Below are 17,435 nucleotides of genomic sequence, written 5' to 3'. Positions count from 1 at the left end.
TATGTTTCAAAAGGTGAGACAGTGGTTTGCAAAAACATTTGAAAGTAAACAAGGGAAGGCAAGGAAAGCCACAAAGTTTCCTTCTTATAAAGGCCGCCTAATTGGAAAATGGGCCTTTTGGCTCCTGTTTAGTTGGATGCTCATTGTATCTATCACAACCGTAGTAAAAGGAAAGGGAGATACACAAGCAAAGGCCAGCACCACTCCAAAGGAAGTCACGCAAAAACAAAACCTTGCTACACGTCCAGAAGCGATTGAGTTTGCGCGCGGATTCGCAAAGGAATACTTTACATGGCAAAGAGGGGATGAAGGCAAGAAGAAGCGTTCAGAGCGCTTACATCCCTATATACCGAAAATATTTGATCCGCAAGTTGGTTTAGATTTCGTAAGTATGCAATGGGATTCCAATTTTCTATACGCAACTGTATTAAAAGTAGATGAAGTTACAGATAAAGAAGCAAACGTAATTTTTAAAGTGAAATATAAATTAAGCCGCATGAAAGCGGATAATAGCGGGCCAGAGGATAAGGAGGTGATCCAGCAAGTGTCGGTTTCTGTTCAATCAGATGGAAAGGCTTTTGTCATTAGTGGATTCCCTCAAATTGTTAAGGTACATGAAAAAGCAGAAGTACCAGAAGGAAAAGAAGAGAAAGACCGAGAGGAAGTCCATGAACTCGCTGTAAAAGAAGACATTCGAGAATTTCTACCCACTTTCTTTAAATCCTATACTACCGCAACACAAAAAGAACTCGCGTATGTGTTAGCTAATACGGATATTAAAGGGTTAGAAGGAGCCATGAAATTTGAAAATGTACTTTCCTCTAAGATTTATCCAGGAAAAACAAAAGGCACGTATGAGGTACAAACAGAGGTATCTATGATTGATCCGCATTCTGAAACGAAAATGAAAACAGGTTACACGTTGTTTGTCAAACAAGATGGAAAGCAATGGGTTGTAAAAGACTTAAAAACAAAATAGGAGAGGGGCATGTATATGTTCAATATAAATCATTTTGTGTTAGGGATCGGGTTGGAAGGATTTTTCGAAATGATGAAGACACAAGGAACATACGCCTTATATTGTGCGTTTATCATTGTTATCTTGATCGTAGCGGCAAAGCGCGCATGGGGAAAAGCAATTACGTTAATTGTTGGCGGCGGGATTGTTGTATTCTTCATTAACAAACCAGATGCATTAAAAACAATAGGAACGTGGTTAGGCGGATTGTTTGGCGTTTAAGTAACGAATGGAAAGGAAGGAAGTTACATGGAGGAAAAAGGCTCAAATTCTATCATTGTCTATTGTTTCGGAAGCTATATGAACTATATGCGAAGACAGTACGAAATTATGGGGTATCGTCTTCCGCGTGCGGTTACATGGAGGGCACTTGGTTATTTTGCGGCGGTAGAAGCGGGGCTTGTAGCCTTCCGCTTCCTTCCTCCCTTTAAATGGATATTTGGGGATATGATCGATCAAGTTTGGCTCATGTATTATGGTGTGATTCCTCTTTTCCTTGTATGGGGCGCAGATAAATATAAAACAGATGGAAAATCACTTTTCTCTTTTGTTCGGTCCTGGATCACATTTCGTTTACGTAAGCATCAAAGTAGCCGATTAGTCGCCTTGCCGAAATTAAAAAAACATGTGATTCGTGGTCATGTGTGTGTGCAATATGATGTCAAAGATATACCAATCGTACATTCATATAGTGAAGAAGAAGAGAAGGACATACACGCTTATAACCTAACATTTTTACCCCAAAAGGAGGAAATGAAAGATGTTGAAAACGATGAACAGATCACCATTAAAGCACGTTGAAAAGAATTTAGCGTTTAGTACAGACGAAAAAGTATCCGCAGTATATGAAGTAGACGGATTCGAATACGATCATCAAGACGAAAGCACGAAAAAAGTATATTATCGCAATCAACTCGCTCTTTTTACCCATCAAGAATATGATGTCCACTTGCTTGTGATTCCTCGTACAACAAATTCAGATGAAATTCTGGATGAACATATTTCCACTTTAAAAGGACCAATGGCACCAACAGGCCGCTTTCTTTTTAAAAAAGTAAAAGAATACTTACGAAATGCGGCCATTGCGAAAGAGAACATGGAATATCGCTTTTTCGTTTTAGTACAACTGAACATGGAACAGAAAGAAAGACAAATTCGTAACCCTGTTGTAGAAACATGGAAGTTTATGAAGAAGATAAGAGAAGGTTTTGCAGAGACAGCCCAAAACATATCGGGTATGAATGTGACGGATATTTTAGAAGAGGAAATCGAAAATTATTTAGAAGTAGAAGACGTGTTATTTAGCCAGGTTAGAGGGGCATTTCCTAATACAAGACGTGCGAAACCGTCTACGACGCGCTTTTTATTCCATCATAACTTCAAACGTGGCATGAAAGAACTGAATCGGGATCAAAACTGGAAAGTAGGTTCTACAGTTACGTTGCAAAATGAAGAAGGAAAGGCGGTAAAAGTACGCCGTCCAGATTTACAAGAAATGGTCCAATTAACAGATACGGTAATCGATGAAAGCCCAGGGCGTTCTCTTATACTCGAAAGACAAAATGAAGAAGGAGAAATCGAAACATCCCATGTGGCTTTTCTTGCGGTGAAAGATATGCCCGAAATATCAGCTTTTCCTGGTGGAGAGTGGATTTATCGCATTCAATCTCATTCGTTAAAGTTTCCTGTTGAAATGAGTATTCGAGCTTATCATTTAGAAAACCAGATGGTTACACAAAAGCTCTCGAACAGTGAACTGGAATTAAACGATCAACGTCAACAAGCAATGGTAGGCGGTCGCACAACAGATTTAACAATTGATCGTAAAGCAAGAGGCGTCAAAATTGTAAAAGATCGATTTGAAACAACGGGGGCACCTGGATATGAATTAAGTGTACTGTTTTGCGTGTATGCCGAAGATGAAAAAACATTAAAATCACGTGTAAATACGCTCATTACAGAATATCGCAAAATGAAAATTGAATTGGTCAATCCATTTGGAGAACAGTTAGCATACTTCTACGAGTTCTTACCAGGTTCTAAACGTTATAATACGGACTTCAAATTGTTTGTGGAACCAGGCGTGCTTGCAATGGGAATGTTCGGGGCCACAACACAAATTGGTGACAATCAAGGGTTTTATATTGGAAAGACAAAGAAATTAAATCGTCCTGTTTTTGTTCGTCCCGAACTAGCGGCGAAAGCATTAGATAACATTGTGACGGCGTTTGAAAGTTTATCGGTTATGTTTGCGGGGCAAACAGGGAAAGGGAAATCATTCTTAATGAACCTACTTGCTTTCTGGATTGTTATGAGTGGTGGAAGGGCATTTATAATCGATCCAAAAGGGGACCGTACAAGGTGGCCAGAATTATTACCAGGGTTTAATGAAGATACCTTGCAGGTATGGACACTTGGGAAGAATAAAGAGGATGCGGGCTGTTTAGACCCATTCCGAATAAGCGCAACGATAGAAGATGCGAAGAGTTTAGCACTTGAAATTTTGACGTTCCTATCGGATGTAGGCTTAGAGGATATCAGATATGACTATTTATATAAAGCCATTGAACGAGTAGCGAAAAAGAAAGATGCGTGTTTAACTTTGGTTCGTGTAGAACTAGAGGAAATGAAGTTAGAACCCAACTTATTACCAACTGAATTAGAACGGTTAAACGCTCTTACCAATCGTTTAGCAACCTTAGAAGGCATTCAGTTGGGAGATTTATTGTTTGGTAGACCAGGTCAAGAATACCGCGTATTGAGCCTAGAGCGTCCATTACAAGTATTACAAATTCAACATTTACGCATTCCGAAATCAGAGGAAAAGAATGAGAGTGTTACAGACAAATTATCTCGTAGTATCTTAATCGCATTAGCGGCATTTGGTAAATCCTTAATGCATTCCGATCGTAGTATTTTCAAAGTATACCTACAGGATGAGGCGTCAAGTATTCTGAAAAATAAAGAGGGTGCGGCTTCCTCTGACAAAATCATTCGAGAAGGACGTTATCACAATATTGGCTTGTATTTAGGAACACAAAACGCATCCGATTATCAATCTGAAAACAAAGAGGTTGCAAATGTGGGTATGAAGTTCTGTTTTGCGCTGAAATATGATAAAGAAGCGGAAGAAATGTTGCGTTACTATAACTTACCGATCACAGAAGAAAATATCTTGATGTTACGCCAGCTACGACGCGGTGAAGCCTTGTTCCAGGATATTTTTGGCCGAACCGCTGTTGTAGAAATTGATCCTGTTTTCCAAGAATTAAAGACTGCATTTGATTCCTCTACGAAAACAGACGAAGAACGCGCACAACAATTGGCGTAATTCGTATTACAATACAGATAAGAGTATTCTAAATTATCTGTATATGGAGGATGGAACAATGAAAAAATTACGTATGTTATCTGGATTATGTGTAGCAGGAATGTTGATGGTAACGGGGATTGCAGGTTGCTCAAATGAAACAAAAAGCAATGCGAATCAACAAGAGAGCCAGAAAGAACGTGATCTGAAAGAATCAGATAAAGCCGCAGTTGAGTATTTAAAGGCTTATATTGAAATGGACCGAAAAAAATTGAATCAACTACAGTACAAAAAATATGATTTTGGGGAAGATCGAGTAAAAAATCCAGGCATTAGTAAAGAAATGAAAGAGCGCTACGATTTGTATAGATATGATTTACAAGAGGGTGAGGATGAATTTTATTACAGAATAAAATTTTATGATCCTGTAGAAAAGGCTCAAATGGGGTTATACCTCCGAATGGTTAAAGATAAAAAGGATAATAAGTGGAAAAATTATGAATGGGCATGGGATTCAACAAATAGTCTTAGTTCAATTGTGGGAGATGTGAAACCTGTACATGTCCATAAATGGGGGCAAAAGGAATGAAAAAACTTTTCTCTATTTGTATGATTCTTGTATTCTTCTTACTACCGTTAGGGTCCCATGTGGCCCTAGCGGAAGATACAAAAAAGGAAGAGAAACAGGAACAAAAAGGGGCGCGAATTTCTGAAAATCTATTTAGTGGGTACACAGATGGTATTTACAAAGATAAGTATTACGAAATCGACACTTATCAGCCAAAAGAAGAGGATAAGAACGTGTTTCAAAAAGTTGGTGGATACTTATTTGGTGATGATAGTGTGGGTAAAGATTTACAAAGGATGTTGTATACAACTTGTCAATGGTTTGCGAATATGGCCTTTCAGTTAAATGTGATTCTCGGCCAATTAACAATCTTTTTAGTCGATCAAGCGTTGAACCTGGATATTGTAGATGCGGTAGCGGATAAATTAGGAGCGGCTATGCAAAATATTGCTGGTATTGAAAAAGGCGGCTTTTTATCTTCTGGACTATTCCCAGCAATTATCGGCATTGCGTGTGTGTTATCCGCTTGTTACGCAGGCTATATCTTCTTTATTAAGCGCCAACCCTCAAAAGGTCTAAGCGAGTTAGTAAAAACGGTACTTGTTATTGCTTTTATTGTTACGTACATTGGAAACGCAAGTACGATTTTAAAGAGTGCAAATACGATTAGTTCCGAAATTAGTGTAACAGTATTAGCGAAGGCAACGGGAACGGTTGCGGGTGATCCAGGACGTTCTAAAGCGGACGCAATCTTTTCAGTGAAAAAGCAAATTTGGGATTTGTTAGTTGAACGACCATATTTATTTTTACAGTATGGAGAAGACTCAAAAGAAAAATTGGGAGCTAAACGAGTAGATGAATTATTGGCGAAAGCGCCAGGTGAAGATCGTGTAAAAATAGTACAAAAAGAGGTAAAGGATCAAGGAAACCAAATGATGGTGATTTCCTCTGTAGGAGAGCGTCTTGTATTTACAGTCATGTATTATGTCGTGAATACATTCGCAGGTGTTCCAGTAATTGCATTTTGTTTACTGATTGTAGCATTCCAATTATGGTTCCTTGTCATGAGTATTATTTCACCGATTGTTATGGCGGTTGCCCTATTGCCAGGACATCGACGCGTAATTGAAAGCTGGGCCTCACAATGGATTCGCCCATTGGCATTAAAAATTTTTATGTCTGTTATGCTTGTCATTATCTTTACAATAGCAGAATTGCTATACGTGTTACCAGAAGCGGGCGTTGCAGGATATGTGTCTACAATGATTTTCCAAATTCTTGTTTTCGTTTTATGTTACATCTTTAGAGGAAATATTGTTGCGGCCTTTAGTAAAGCACGTGGCGTGTATGAAACGGTCACAAATATATCCCTTATGACTGAAAACTTTGTAGATAAAGGAAAAGAGTACACTGGAAATACAATGTCTTATATTGGGGACAAAATGGGAGCACATTTTAACAATGCGGCTGAATTGGCGGCGGCAGGTAGTCAAATAGAAAATGCAGGAACAGACGATGAAAAGACAAAGGCCAATCCATTAATGCAAGCCAATATACCGAAAGATATACCAAATAACCAAATGGAACAAGAAAAAGAAGAGAATCAAAAGAAAGGAAAACTTATTTCTTTACAAGATCGTGATAAAGAGGAGAATTTACCACAGCAAGGAGAGGAAGGAAAAGAACAAACGTTACCAGGTGAGGAAGAGGCGCCAGTGCAACAAGACCTTATCAGCTTAGATAAAGAAGCATTAGAACAAGAAATGGAAGGACAACAAGAAGGAACAGAGGTAGAAGAATCAGAAATGGAGGTTCAACCAGAGCTTGTATCTTTAGAAGATGAGGAAATCCCAATAGGGGAAGAAACACAAGCTGGTATGGAGGCTTATGAAGAAATTCAACAAGAAGTACCACTAGAAGAAATTCCGACTGATATAGAAGTACATGAAGATGTACAACAAGAAGTACCAGAACAAGAAATACCACTAGAAGAAGTTCCAAGCGATATGGGAGCGTATGAAGAAATCCAGACAGAAGTACCAACGCAAGAACTTCCATTAGAGGAAGTATCAGCAGATCATGAAACATTTGAAGAAATCCCATCCGATATCCCACAACAAGACATTCCAACAGAAGAAATTCCGCTGGATATTTCAAGAGAAGAAATCCAGTCAGAACAGGACATTTCAACAAATATCCCACAACAAGAAATTTCAACACAAGAAGTATCCACACCGATTGAAACAGATGTAAATGAACCGTTAATACCAGATACAATTCGTGCAGATGTAAATGAAGAAGGTGTCATTGTCCCACGTACAATGGAAACAGGTTCTTCTATATCCAATGCAGACATTCCAGATGCTATACCTGCAGAAGTGAATGAAGCGGGGCAAATTGTCGCTAAAAGACTTGATATAGATGTCGAGTCAACCGTACAAGTATCAAACTCTTCTGACTCATTTATCCCAACGGAATCCGTTTCCACTTCCGATTTGGCACAAGTAAATGAGAAAGAAGTAAGCAAAAATGAGCCGATTCAAGAAAGAGCGGTAACGATCGATACACCAGATATACAATATGGAGCTGTAGCCGTTGGAAGTGAAAATTGGATGCCTTCTACTGATCCACAAAACTTAGATAACTTAGATGATTTGGAGCCACCAAAAAAAGATGAGTAGAGTCCTAGTTTTATAGGACTTTACTATCTTTTCATAAAAAAAGGAGCGATATAGCTATGAAATACTGGGGATTAACGTGTATGAAAATGGTGAGTATCAGCATTTTTCTTTGTATCGGGTGTTTGGGATGGATGAACATAATTATTCTTTTCATACAGAGAGAATGGCCAACAGATTTATTAGGATGGATTGGTTTAGGGTTACTTATTTGGTATACGCTCATTCTTCTTGCTCTCCAAATCATCCATCGTGAAACAAATTGTCGTATTGATGACAGGGCCAAACTAGCCTTTTTCATTTGGTTTGTAGGAATCGGTCATTTTGGATTATTAGACTTTATACAAAACCAGCAATCTACTGTTTTAACATTACTATTCCATGTTTTTGCGATTATACCTATTCTTTTGGCCCTTACATATGGGCTAATTGTTCGAAAATATTCTAATCAATCTTGATACATGTTGTAAGGGGGGAGGGATGATATGAGACCAGAAATAAAAGAAGTCGTAGACAAAACGATACAAGAAGAGATTGCACAAGAGCAAAAAAAGAAGAAGAAAAAGAAATCCTGGTTACTGACATTTCTTTTTGGGAGTTCTACTTTCACAATAGGATTGTTCGTCTGTATTGGATTTCTTTTATTTATCGTTTTGGGGCAAGGCATTGGCAAAAAAGAAGAGGAAGCACCAGCAACCATCCCAAGTAATGGAATGACGGTTTGTCGGCCAGGTGGAAAAACAGTGGCACCAGAAGAACTACAACCCCACCTGGGCGGCGTTTTTACAGGGAAAGCACAAGCCTTTTTAAATGCAGGAACACAAAACCAAATCGATCCCGTTTTACTAGCGGCCATTGCAAGATTGGAAACGGGTAATGGTACTTCTAATGCAGTAAAGAACTATAACAACCCTGGGGGCCTCATGGACCCTAGCAGTTCACAAATGAAAGGATTTATGAAGTTTGCCACTTTGGATGAAGGAATCAACGCTATGGCGCGAAATTTATATAAAAACTATATCGGTATGGGGATTACAACAATAGAAGCAATTGGAGCGAAATATGCACCGCCAGGAGCCGCCAATGATCCGCATGGTACAAATGGTTTATGGCCTGTATTAGTAACAAAGTTTGTGGCGCAAATGGGCGGCCTTACTTTTAATTGTGAAGCGGGAAAGCCAGGCGGCGTTGTAGATACGGGATCAGCAAGTTCACAAGGATTTATTCGTCCTATCGCTCAAACGACGATTACAAGCCCATTTGGACCACGCTGGGGCACAATTCATAAAGGTATCGATTATTCTTGCCAGGACGGTGTCACCGCAATTGCCGCGTCGAAAGGTGGCGTTGTAGAGTTGGCGGAATTTGGCGCAGGCGGAAGCGGCTTCGGCGGGTATGGAAACGTAGTTGTAATTAATCATGGAAATGGATATTGGAGTCTATACGGTCATATGTCATCCATTACCGTACAGAAAGGGCAAAACATTGGAGTCGGTCAACAGGTAGGCGTTTGCGGAAGAACAGGGCAAGTAACAGGGCCACATTTGCATTTTGAAATTAAAACAGCCTTTAAATTTGGGCAAGTCGATCCAGCGCCATATTTGCCGAAATAAGCGGAAAGAAAGGGAGGATTAGGGATGAAACAGGGAATCGTTGGTTTAGTCATACTTGTACTTGTAGGTATCAGTGTATGGTTATGGAATCAAAATCGCACTTTACAGCATAAAGTCGAGCAAACGGAAAAGAAATGGACGGAACAAGTAAAAGAGCTAAAAACAGAGAATCGAGCATTGGAAAAGCGTGTGACAGTTTTAACAGAAAACACCCAAGATAAAGGGCAAGAAGTGGCAAAACAGTTTGTAGAGCTGTTAATACAGAATGATAATAAACAAAAAGAAAAGCCAGGGTTTGAGAAAATCAAAGAAATGATAACAGGAGAAGCACGAAACAAATTGTTAAACGCGCCAGAGGATGAACATAAACATATAGAAGATGATGGCTCTATGCATATTCAAACGAAAGCAAAGATAACAGATATGTACTACATCAAAACCGCTGATAATAAAGCAGATGTAACGGTTAAATATGATTATCTTGTAACGATAGATGGAACAGAACAACAAGAAAAACACACCATGAAATTGAATTTATTATTAGAAGGTGACAAGTGGTTTGTAGAAAATTACGAGTTTCAAATCAATACAGGAATTGAAGGACCATAGAGAAAGGAATGAGGGGGAGTTGATACATCAAAATGTATTGCATCATATCGGATATGAAGTATTGCAAGAAACGTTTGCATTAATTCGAAATGTATTTTCTTATTCAAACGAAGATGAATACAGTGTGACATATGTACGAGAAATTGCGGATGCCTTGCATAATATCCCGCATTCGATTCAGAAACAACATGATAAATTCTTAGAATTTGAGTTCAAACTGTTAGAAGAAACATTAATGCAAATGGATTTTGGAAAGGTTGCCGCACAAAACATTCCCTATTTTAGAATGTATGCGGCACGTGTACAACAATTGTTACGGAAGCGCTATAAAGAGGTGTAATCGAGTGGAAATGGGGCGATAAAAAATGATTGTATTGGGAATTGGGCTGTCAGTTTTGCTGATAGCCTTTTTGTTTATCCAGGTGTATCCGTTTCGTGAACAAAAGTTAGAACAAAGAAAATATGACGAATATGGAATCTGGATCATTATTTGTACAGGGATATGCCTCTATATTTCACATCATTTTTTACAAGAAAATATATGGCAATGGGGAGTGAAAATCGCTGGTGCAACCTTTTTTACAGGATTTTCAATTGGATGCGTTGGAAAACAATGCATATATGATTTTCAGCATAAAAAGTTTCCCTTTCAGAAAAAATGACGCTTCAAATCCGCTTGTAATTGATTTTAAAGAAACTGTTAATACATTTGGTATCGAATAAGATTATGATCTTTATTCAGTCTTTTAAGTGGTTTAAATGAGTTTTTGGGAGGGAAAGGGGTGTGGGGATGATTTTTTTAAAAGTTATTGCATATATTTTGTTAAGTATAGGTGTTTGTACAGTTGTTTTAGCAGGAATAGCCGCGATTGTAAAGAAACAAATGATAATCGCAAATATAAATCTAATATTGGCCATGTATTATTTTTGTTCGGGAAGTCTTCTGTATTTGTGCACGTTATGGGAAACACAAGATATTTTCCTACAAGCCTTTTTGATTTTAATTGTAGGAATTACGATCATCCGATTAAGAAAAAGCTGGTATGTACCACAAATGCGTACTCTTCAAAAACTGCAAAAAGAAGCGACAAGTAAGAATGATCTGTGAGGAAATCTAGGGAAAAGGAGTGGAGAAAACTTGATACATCAATATGAATTGAACTTTTCAGTGATGTATGGCGGCAAGGTAACAGACTCACAATCTACGATTATTCCAGCAAGTTCTTTAGAGGAAGCAAATGAAAAATTACAATCGGAGGTAAAGCGGCGATTAGGAAAATGTAGTATAAAAGTTAACGCGGCAAGCTTATGTGTTGCAGAGGATAGTCGGTATGCAATAGAGAAAAAATAAAAAGGGAAAAGTCTTGTTTCTAAAGCAAGACTTTTCCCTTTTTATTTTGTATGTCTGTTTTCACATGAAATTCCTTATTGTAAAAGGGTATTAAGTTGCGGTTTTGAAAGCTGTATAATCTTTTGTTTTTTGGGGAGAAAAGTGTTAAAAAATGTTGAAATGACAAGCTTTTTTCATAATCCAGGTATATGTGCTTAAAGGTATGTAGTTCTTATTATGTGACAGATGGCGAGTAAATTTAAAAAATGGAGTATCAATCCTTTTGTTTGGATAAGAAATGAAGCAAAATGGTGTTTTAATAAGTTAGATTGGATAGAATTGTGACTGAAAAGGTAAGGAGGAACTATTTTGATGGATAGTAACTTGAAGCGTTGTGTTTTATTAATTCAGCAGAATAAGTTAAATAATTTTTTCTTTGCATTTTCTATTACAGATGTTGAAAATGACACATATAAAGCTTGGAAAACCGAAATTACTTTGTCTGGAAATATCTCTAATGAAAGGTTAGTAACGGATTTTGAAAACCACTTTTGGAATCCTATAGAAGGAACACTTTTTATTGGACTACAAAAGAACATGTTAAGTGTTAAATTAATTCAAATATACAATCAATATACCGAAGATGAGGTGTTTTTAATTCCACTGCAAGATTTATCATATGCTACTTCATTAGTAAAATTAAAGTGGGAAATGTATCTAGTTGAGGTGTCCTTTTATAATAATCAAGGGATTGTTGTACATAAAAGGGAAATAAATACGGGTATTTACAAAGGTAATAGCCAAGCGAAAGAAAGTTTGTATAAATTTTTTCTTGAAATCAATTCAGTTTTGGATAAATGGAAAACTCTTTTAGAAAAAGGAGAGTATTGTGATGAAAGACAAATTTATATTGTATAGGAATCCCGAAGACATTCTTTTTGCTTTTGAGAAAAAAGAAGAATTCATGTACCCGCATTTATTTATTGAGGCTAATGATATCAAAGATAATTTACAGATGAATTGTAACGCAGTATATGTATTATTTGAGTCAAAAGCTCATTACCCTAATACACCACTTTATATAGGTAAATCATCAAAAGTTCGTGATAGATTACTCTATCATTTAAAGGGGTATGAGCCTAGAACAAGATATTATGCCAACAGAGGATTAATTAATTTTATATTGATTTATTTTGAGATAGGAAAATATACAAGCGATCATACGAATTTGATTGAAAAACAACTAATAAAGGAATACAAACCATTGTTAAATACACAATATATTAAACCTTTTCAAGAAAAAAGAATGAGAATGAACAGGTTCGTATAATCCATCCTAATGGTCTATTTGCATGTTTATCAATCTTTTATGTACAATAAAAGAAAAACATCGTATGAGATGGGGAGAGAAAGCCCATGTCCAACCAACAATTAGTCAATTTACGTATTGATTTTGCTTTTAAACAATTATTTGGTACAAGTGGAAATGAAGATATTTTGATTGCTTTTTTAAATGCTATGTTACAAGATTCATTAGAATCACCTATTGCTTCATTACAGTTAGAAGACCCGCACCTGCATCGAGAACACGAAGAGGATAAATTATCGATTTTAGATATTTCTGCGACATTAGATACAGGAACAAAGGTAAATGTTGAAATACAGCTGAATAATAATCATGACATGATTAAGAGAAGTTTATATTACTGGGGAAGGCTATACACATCCCAACTTCAAAAAGGAATGCCATATAGTTCTCTTCATAAAACAATTACGATTAATTTGTTAAATTTCGTTATGTTTCCTGAATACGAGGCATTCCATACAACAGGAATCCTATGGAATCAACAACAACAAAAGATATTGAGTAGTGATATCGAAGTTCACATTGTGGAGATTCCAAAACTCATGCAACAGTGGCGAAATGAACAAGTCAATCCCTGGGAGGATTCATTTGTTCGTTGGTTATTATTACTTCCAGCGAATGAAGATGAAAAATTAACCCAAACATTGGAGGATATTGCGATGAACCAAGACCCCATTTTACAAAAAGCAATGAATAAATGGGAACGTATGAGTCAAGATTCTTCTTTCCGACAAGCGTATGAAGCAAGGGAAAAAGTTCTTATGGATGAGGCCGCAAAATTTGCTCATGCTCGTAATGAAGGAAAGAAAGAAGGGCGTCAAGAGGGAATTGAAGAAGGCAAAATCCAATTGATTCGTGGAATGCATAAAAACGGAATGCCAATAGAAGATATTGCAAAATTCACGAATTTACGTATTGAAGAAATACAAGGAATTTTACAATCATAAATAAATTAACAAATAACACCTACAGATATATCTGTAGGTGTTATTTGTTAATGACCGCCCCCGCCTGGAAGGTGATGATCACCAGCATTTTTATGTGCATATTTCCAGCCTACACCTGGTTCATCAATATAATAGCCAGTGTTTCCATCTGCGTATTTATAACTTATATATTTCATTTGAATTCCTCCCCTTTTGGTTAATACTTATATAGTCGTTCAGACCCAAATTAAGCGTCTTATCTCTTGAGGATTACTTTAGTATTTTCGTTGCTTAGCCATGCTGATAAATGGTTCATATGTACTCGTTTCATCAAAAGGATGTCCGAAACCATATTTACCTTCTTCTGCATGATAACCGTATGTGACAATGCCTACCCCTTTTGTGTTGCTTTCAGGAAAATAGATAAGGACTTTGGCTTCTTCGGAATTAGATAGGTGTAGAGAAGTGTATATTTTGTCTACTAAGTATTTATTAATTCTATTGATTGCACTTGTTCCTCTTGTACCCCAACCAATATCATCATAAATATGTAATAAATTATTTTCTGTATCAACATATAACTCAAAATGATTACATCCCATATTGTGAAAGTTTTCTGTAATTAAATGGAATCTATTATCGCTAATATTGGGAAATAAAAATACATCATAAGTTTCACTAGCAGTAATAACACTAGCTTGTTCATTATTTGATGATTTTTTGAACATGATAAATCCCTCCTCAAGAATATTTTCGTATTATAAATAACTTGTAATAACAGTAAGTTATTGTTTAATTATACCTTATTTTACAGAATATATATAATATTTAATTTTATATATTGTGAGATGGAAAAATAATTAGTTTTACAAAATATATAAAAGGATTTTCAATTTCACACACGCTTAATTAGTTGAATTTGAAAAATGTCATTATCCGTAATACCAAGCACCTTCATTTCCTCTTTAAAAGAGCGCCAGGGTTCAACCCTAATGGATTTAGTACTTTTATCTCTTAACGTATACCACTCTACCCTAATCACCGAGTTTGATACTCTTGAGAAAGAGCTTGTATCTTAAGAATAAAGGGTTTGTCTTTATTTATTATTATGGACAGTGATTTAGAGAAATAAACATACTCGGTGATTAGGGGATAGGTTACTACTTAAAACATTTGAGAGCTCGGTAATTGGGTAAATAAAAAATGCCTTATCATTCTCCCTGTAAGGAGGCATGAGGGGGGCACCATACATACTCATCAACTTAAGAAAAATAAAGGCCCAAAAAAAGAAAAAATGAGCCGAACTCGTATGAATAACTGTGAAAAGGTAAAATTTTTGTTATGGGAGGTTTCTGAAAATCTGAGCTTGATGGGCATGTGGCGGCACCCCCATATAAACGTTTTTGGCTACGTTAATTCACAATATTTGTCTTAACGTATAAAATCCGCGAAATGACGTCACTACCCTTTAATGCAAAAATACTTTTCTACAAATCATAACATATGTTATAATGTAAAATAACTATAAAATAAATAACTGCACAAAGTGTAGTTATTTAAAAAGCTGCTATCCATACGGATGGCAGCTTTCGTCGTTTTATAGGGGTTTCGATTTTGATTCTTTTTCTCAATAAAAATGTAAAAGGAGTGAGTAATAATAAATTCAGAAGGAAAAATATTACCAATAAAAAAGAATGCATCTAATTTTTCATGGATGCAAACTTTAAAAAGCTGTTATCCATAGGGATGGCAGCTTTCGTCGTTTTATAGAGGTTTCGATTTTGATTCTTTTTCTCAATAAAAATGTAAATGGAGTGAGTAATAATGAATTCACAAGAAAAAATATTGCCAATAAAAGAGAATGCATCTAGGTTTTCATGGATGCAAACATTACAAAAACATTATGAACTTATCTTTGCGATTATATCTGGTATCTTCATTTTAGCTGGCTGGATATTAACAAAAAACGGAGCAATAACAGCTGGAATTGTTTTTTATATTTTTGCATATCTCACTGGGGGTTATGTAAAAGCCAAAGAAGGTGTTAAAGATACAATCGAAGAAAAAGAACTAAACGTTGAAATGTTAATGCTCTTTGCAGCAATTGGTGCCGCTATTATTGGCTACTGGGCAGAAGGTGCCATCCTAATATTTATCTTTGCATTAAGCGGTGCAATGGAATCTTATACATTAAACAAAAGCCAAAAAGAAATTTCTGCACTGCTTGATTTACAACCCGAAGAAGCTTTATGTATTTCAAATGGAAAAGAAGAACGTATTCCAGTAAGTCAATTACAAATTAAAGATATCATTTTAATCAAACCAGGTGAGCGTGTCCCGGCTGACGGTATCATTCACAATGGTGAAACGAATATTGATGAAGCAGCAATTACAGGGGAATCAATCCCGAATGAGAAAAAAATTGGAGATGAAGTGTTTGCTGGAACTGTGAACTTACGCGGTGCTATTGAAGTTGAAATTACAAAGCGAAGCGATCAAACATTGTTCCAAAAAATTATTAGTCTCGTTCAAAATGCTCAAAGTGAAAAGTCACCATCGCAGCTTTTTATTGAAAAATTTGAAGGTACGTATGTAAAAGCTGTACTCATCATCGTTGCTCTTATGATGTTTGTTCCCCATTTTTTACTAGATTGGAGCTGGAATGAAACATTTTACCGGGCTATGATTTTACTCGTTGTCGCATCTCCTTGTGCGCTTGTTGCAGCGATTACACCGGCAACGCTATCTGCTATTTCTAATGGGGCACGGAGCGGCATTTTATTTAAAGGCGGCATTCACCTTGAGCGACTCGCTTCTGTAAAAGCAATTGCTTTTGATAAAACAGGCACATTAACACAAGGAAAACCATCTGTAACAGACGTATATGTACGTGAGGAAATATCCGAGAAAGAAGTATTGCATATTATAGCTTCTATTGAAAGTCATTCAACACATCCGCTAGCAGAAGCAATCGTCAAATATGCAAAACACGCGTATGACATTACATTAACAAAACCAGAAAAGGTAGAGGATGTAACTGGATTTGGTCTAAAGGGTGTATTAGACAATAAAGCTTATAAAATTGGAAAGGCAGATTTTATCGGCGAAGAAGCAAAAACATTTCATAATGGTATCGTGACTACACTTGAGCAAGAAGGAAAAACAGTTGTATATATTGGTGATGAAGAAGGGGTTCTAGGTCTTATTGCCTTACAAGATACCCTGCGCCAAGAAACCATTGCTGCAATTCGCGATTTACAAAGTCTTGGTGTAGAAGCAATTATGATTACCGGCGATAATGAACAAACAGCTAAAGCAATCGCAACTGAAAGTAATATAAAAGAATACTATGCATCATGCTTACCAGAAACGAAAGTAGAAACGATTAAACAACTAAAAGAGAAATACGGTACAGTAGCAATGGTTGGTGACGGTATTAACGATGCACCTGCCCTCGCTACAGCAAGCATTGGCGTTGCTATGGGAGGAGGAACAGATGTTGCTTTAGAAACAGCAGATGTTGTTCTTATGAAAAATGAACTCTCTCGCCTTGCTCAAGCAATTCGTTTATCAAAACGAATGAATCGTATTGTAAAACAAAATGTTATTTTTTCACTAACAGTAATTGCGATGTTAATTTGTTCAAACTTTTTACAATTTTTAGCTCTTCCACTTGGCGTTATTGGTCATGAAGGAAGCACAATTCTTGTTATTTTAAATGGCTTGCGATTATTAAAAGGAAATAATTAAATGGGCTCTTTTTAGGAATCCATGTATCAGTTCGATTAAAGTTATAATTCATTAATTTGAAAAAGAGTTCTGAATAATTAGGACTCTTTTCTTTTTTGTTTTCACCTTTTGTTTAAATGAATAATTCCGATCCTATCTCTTGACCTGTAACAACAATATAACCGATTAAGAATATATTCAAAATGACGATCAAAACGGTACATAGCCAGGCGAATATTTTCATCGGTACTTTGTTTTTGGTAATGGGTTTTGGGACTTTTTCTATGT

General features: G+C 36.5%; 19 protein-coding genes. 17 read left to right on the top strand and 2 right to left on the bottom strand.

Annotation, left to right across the window (positions count from 1 at the left end; genetic code table 11):
- The first annotated feature begins 1 nt into the window (after window position 1).
- The 16 genes from B5P42_RS13880 to B5P42_RS13805 all read left to right on the top strand — a co-directional run bounded on the left by B5P42_RS13880 (window position 2) and on the right by B5P42_RS13805 (window position 13,439).
- Entirely contained in the window at window positions 2–979 is a 978-nt protein-coding gene (locus B5P42_RS13880; protein ID WP_113734436.1) for a conjugal transfer protein, read from the top strand.
- Window positions 980–988: 9 nt separating this feature from the next.
- The gene (locus B5P42_RS13875; protein WP_000281809.1) at window positions 989–1,240 is read left to right on the top strand and encodes a TcpD family membrane protein; all 252 of its coding nucleotides are present in this window, start codon (window positions 989–991) and stop codon (window positions 1,238–1,240) included.
- Between the two features lie 27 nt (window positions 1,241–1,267).
- Entirely contained in the window at window positions 1,268–1,819 is a 552-nt protein-coding gene (locus B5P42_RS13870) for a TcpE family conjugal transfer membrane protein (RefSeq protein WP_113734435.1), read from the top strand.
- Window positions 1,779–4,349 carry an ATP-binding protein gene (locus tag B5P42_RS13865; protein WP_113734434.1) on the top strand — a complete coding sequence of 857 codons (2,571 nt, stop codon included), beginning with the start codon at window positions 1,779–1,781 and terminating at the stop codon, window positions 4,347–4,349. The genes B5P42_RS13870 and B5P42_RS13865 overlap by 41 nt, the downstream gene beginning before the upstream one ends.
- A 58-nt stretch (window positions 4,350–4,407) precedes the next feature.
- Window positions 4,408–4,917: a hypothetical protein gene (locus B5P42_RS13860; protein WP_113734433.1), complete on the top strand. Its 510-nt coding sequence runs from the start codon at window positions 4,408–4,410 to the stop codon at window positions 4,915–4,917.
- Window positions 4,914–7,577 carry a CD3337/EF1877 family mobilome membrane protein gene (locus B5P42_RS13855; RefSeq protein WP_113734432.1) on the top strand — a complete coding sequence of 888 codons (2,664 nt, stop codon included), beginning with the start codon at window positions 4,914–4,916 and terminating at the stop codon, window positions 7,575–7,577. The genes B5P42_RS13860 and B5P42_RS13855 overlap by 4 nt, the downstream gene beginning before the upstream one ends.
- Window positions 7,578–7,633: 56 nt before the next feature.
- Window positions 7,634–8,032, top strand: coding sequence for a hypothetical protein (locus B5P42_RS13850; protein WP_113734431.1), 399 nt, complete (start codon window positions 7,634–7,636; stop codon window positions 8,030–8,032).
- Between the two features lie 27 nt (window positions 8,033–8,059).
- Window positions 8,060–9,187 carry a peptidoglycan DD-metalloendopeptidase family protein gene (locus B5P42_RS13845; RefSeq protein WP_113734430.1) on the top strand — a complete coding sequence of 376 codons (1,128 nt, stop codon included), beginning with the start codon at window positions 8,060–8,062 and terminating at the stop codon, window positions 9,185–9,187.
- 24 nt (window positions 9,188–9,211) lie between these two features.
- Window positions 9,212–9,796, top strand: a complete 585-nt coding sequence (locus tag B5P42_RS13840; protein ID WP_086387825.1) for a hypothetical protein — start codon at window positions 9,212–9,214, stop codon at window positions 9,794–9,796.
- Between the two features lie 19 nt (window positions 9,797–9,815).
- Window positions 9,816–10,136, top strand: a complete 321-nt coding sequence (locus tag B5P42_RS13835) for a hypothetical protein (protein WP_113734429.1) — start codon at window positions 9,816–9,818, stop codon at window positions 10,134–10,136.
- 25 nt (window positions 10,137–10,161) lie between these two features.
- Window positions 10,162–10,458 (top strand): hypothetical protein, encoded by a 297-nt coding sequence (locus B5P42_RS13830; protein WP_113734428.1) that lies wholly within the window; start codon window positions 10,162–10,164, stop codon window positions 10,456–10,458.
- A 128-nt stretch (window positions 10,459–10,586) separates the two neighbouring features.
- Window positions 10,587–10,904, top strand: coding sequence for a hypothetical protein (locus B5P42_RS13825; protein ID WP_113734459.1), 318 nt, complete (start codon window positions 10,587–10,589; stop codon window positions 10,902–10,904).
- A 30-nt stretch (window positions 10,905–10,934) separates the two neighbouring features.
- Window positions 10,935–11,147, top strand: a complete 213-nt coding sequence (locus tag B5P42_RS13820; protein ID WP_113734427.1) for a hypothetical protein — start codon at window positions 10,935–10,937, stop codon at window positions 11,145–11,147.
- A gap of 348 nt (window positions 11,148–11,495) precedes the next feature.
- Entirely contained in the window at window positions 11,496–12,044 is a 549-nt protein-coding gene (locus tag B5P42_RS13815) for a hypothetical protein (RefSeq protein WP_142674051.1), read from the top strand.
- Window positions 12,019–12,456, top strand: a complete 438-nt coding sequence (locus B5P42_RS13810; protein WP_113734425.1) for a GIY-YIG nuclease family protein — start codon at window positions 12,019–12,021, stop codon at window positions 12,454–12,456. Before B5P42_RS13815 ends, B5P42_RS13810 begins: the two co-directional genes overlap by 26 nt.
- Before the next feature lie 86 nt (window positions 12,457–12,542).
- Window positions 12,543–13,439, top strand: coding sequence for an Rpn family recombination-promoting nuclease/putative transposase (locus B5P42_RS13805; protein ID WP_113734424.1), 897 nt, complete (start codon window positions 12,543–12,545; stop codon window positions 13,437–13,439).
- A gap of 47 nt (window positions 13,440–13,486) precedes the next feature.
- Here B5P42_RS13805 and B5P42_RS32660 read toward each other — a convergent pair whose 3' ends face one another.
- Together B5P42_RS32660 and B5P42_RS13800 are read right to left on the bottom strand one after the other, a co-directional pair.
- Entirely contained in the window at window positions 13,487–13,615 is a 129-nt protein-coding gene (locus tag B5P42_RS32660) for a hypothetical protein (protein ID WP_258397497.1), read from the bottom strand.
- A gap of 78 nt (window positions 13,616–13,693) precedes the next feature.
- A complete protein-coding gene (locus B5P42_RS13800; RefSeq protein WP_113734423.1) occupies window positions 13,694–14,146 on the bottom strand; it encodes a hypothetical protein in 453 nt (150 codons plus the stop codon).
- 1,096 nt (window positions 14,147–15,242) lie between these two features.
- Here B5P42_RS13800 and B5P42_RS13795 point away from each other — a divergent pair.
- Window positions 15,243–17,168, top strand: a complete 1,926-nt coding sequence (locus B5P42_RS13795; protein WP_113734422.1) for a heavy metal translocating P-type ATPase — start codon at window positions 15,243–15,245, stop codon at window positions 17,166–17,168.
- The last annotated feature ends 267 nt before the right edge of the window (window positions 17,169–17,435 follow it).

Source organism: Bacillus sp. SRB_331, assembly GCF_003264175.1.
Taxonomy (GTDB): Bacteria; Bacillota; Bacilli; order Bacillales; family Bacillaceae_G; genus Bacillus_A; species Bacillus_A mycoides.
Note: the sequence above shows the minus strand (reverse complement) of the source record. Positions and strands in the feature narration are given on the sequence as shown.

What these genes read in the sequence shown, in the direction of transcription:
- B5P42_RS13880 (WP_113734436.1), top strand. Translation starts at nt 2, where the DNA reads ATGTTTCAAAAGGTGAGACAGTGGTTTGCAAAAACATTTGAAAGTAAA.
- B5P42_RS13875 (WP_000281809.1), top strand. Translation starts at nt 989, where the DNA reads ATGTATATGTTCAATATAAATCATTTTGTGTTAGGGATCGGGTTGGAA.
- B5P42_RS13870 (WP_113734435.1), top strand. Translation starts at nt 1,268, where the DNA reads ATGGAGGAAAAAGGCTCAAATTCTATCATTGTCTATTGTTTCGGAAGC.
- B5P42_RS13865 (WP_113734434.1), top strand. Translation starts at nt 1,779, where the DNA reads ATGTTGAAAACGATGAACAGATCACCATTAAAGCACGTTGAAAAGAAT.
- B5P42_RS13860 (WP_113734433.1), top strand. Translation starts at nt 4,408, where the DNA reads ATGAAAAAATTACGTATGTTATCTGGATTATGTGTAGCAGGAATGTTG.
- B5P42_RS13855 (WP_113734432.1), top strand. Translation starts at nt 4,914, where the DNA reads ATGAAAAAACTTTTCTCTATTTGTATGATTCTTGTATTCTTCTTACTA.
- B5P42_RS13850 (WP_113734431.1), top strand. Translation starts at nt 7,634, where the DNA reads ATGAAATACTGGGGATTAACGTGTATGAAAATGGTGAGTATCAGCATT.
- B5P42_RS13845 (WP_113734430.1), top strand. Translation starts at nt 8,060, where the DNA reads ATGAGACCAGAAATAAAAGAAGTCGTAGACAAAACGATACAAGAAGAG.
- B5P42_RS13840 (WP_086387825.1), top strand. Translation starts at nt 9,212, where the DNA reads ATGAAACAGGGAATCGTTGGTTTAGTCATACTTGTACTTGTAGGTATC.
- B5P42_RS13830 (WP_113734428.1), top strand. Translation starts at nt 10,162, where the DNA reads ATGATTGTATTGGGAATTGGGCTGTCAGTTTTGCTGATAGCCTTTTTG.
- B5P42_RS13825 (WP_113734459.1), top strand. Translation starts at nt 10,587, where the DNA reads ATGATTTTTTTAAAAGTTATTGCATATATTTTGTTAAGTATAGGTGTT.
- B5P42_RS13810 (WP_113734425.1), top strand. Translation starts at nt 12,019, where the DNA reads ATGAAAGACAAATTTATATTGTATAGGAATCCCGAAGACATTCTTTTT.
- B5P42_RS13805 (WP_113734424.1), top strand. Translation starts at nt 12,543, where the DNA reads ATGTCCAACCAACAATTAGTCAATTTACGTATTGATTTTGCTTTTAAA.
- B5P42_RS32660 (WP_258397497.1), bottom strand. Translation starts at nt 13,615, where the DNA reads ATGAAATATATAAGTTATAAATACGCAGATGGAAACACTGGCTATTAT.
- B5P42_RS13800 (WP_113734423.1), bottom strand. Translation starts at nt 14,146, where the DNA reads ATGTTCAAAAAATCATCAAATAATGAACAAGCTAGTGTTATTACTGCT.
- B5P42_RS13795 (WP_113734422.1), top strand. Translation starts at nt 15,243, where the DNA reads ATGAATTCACAAGAAAAAATATTGCCAATAAAAGAGAATGCATCTAGG.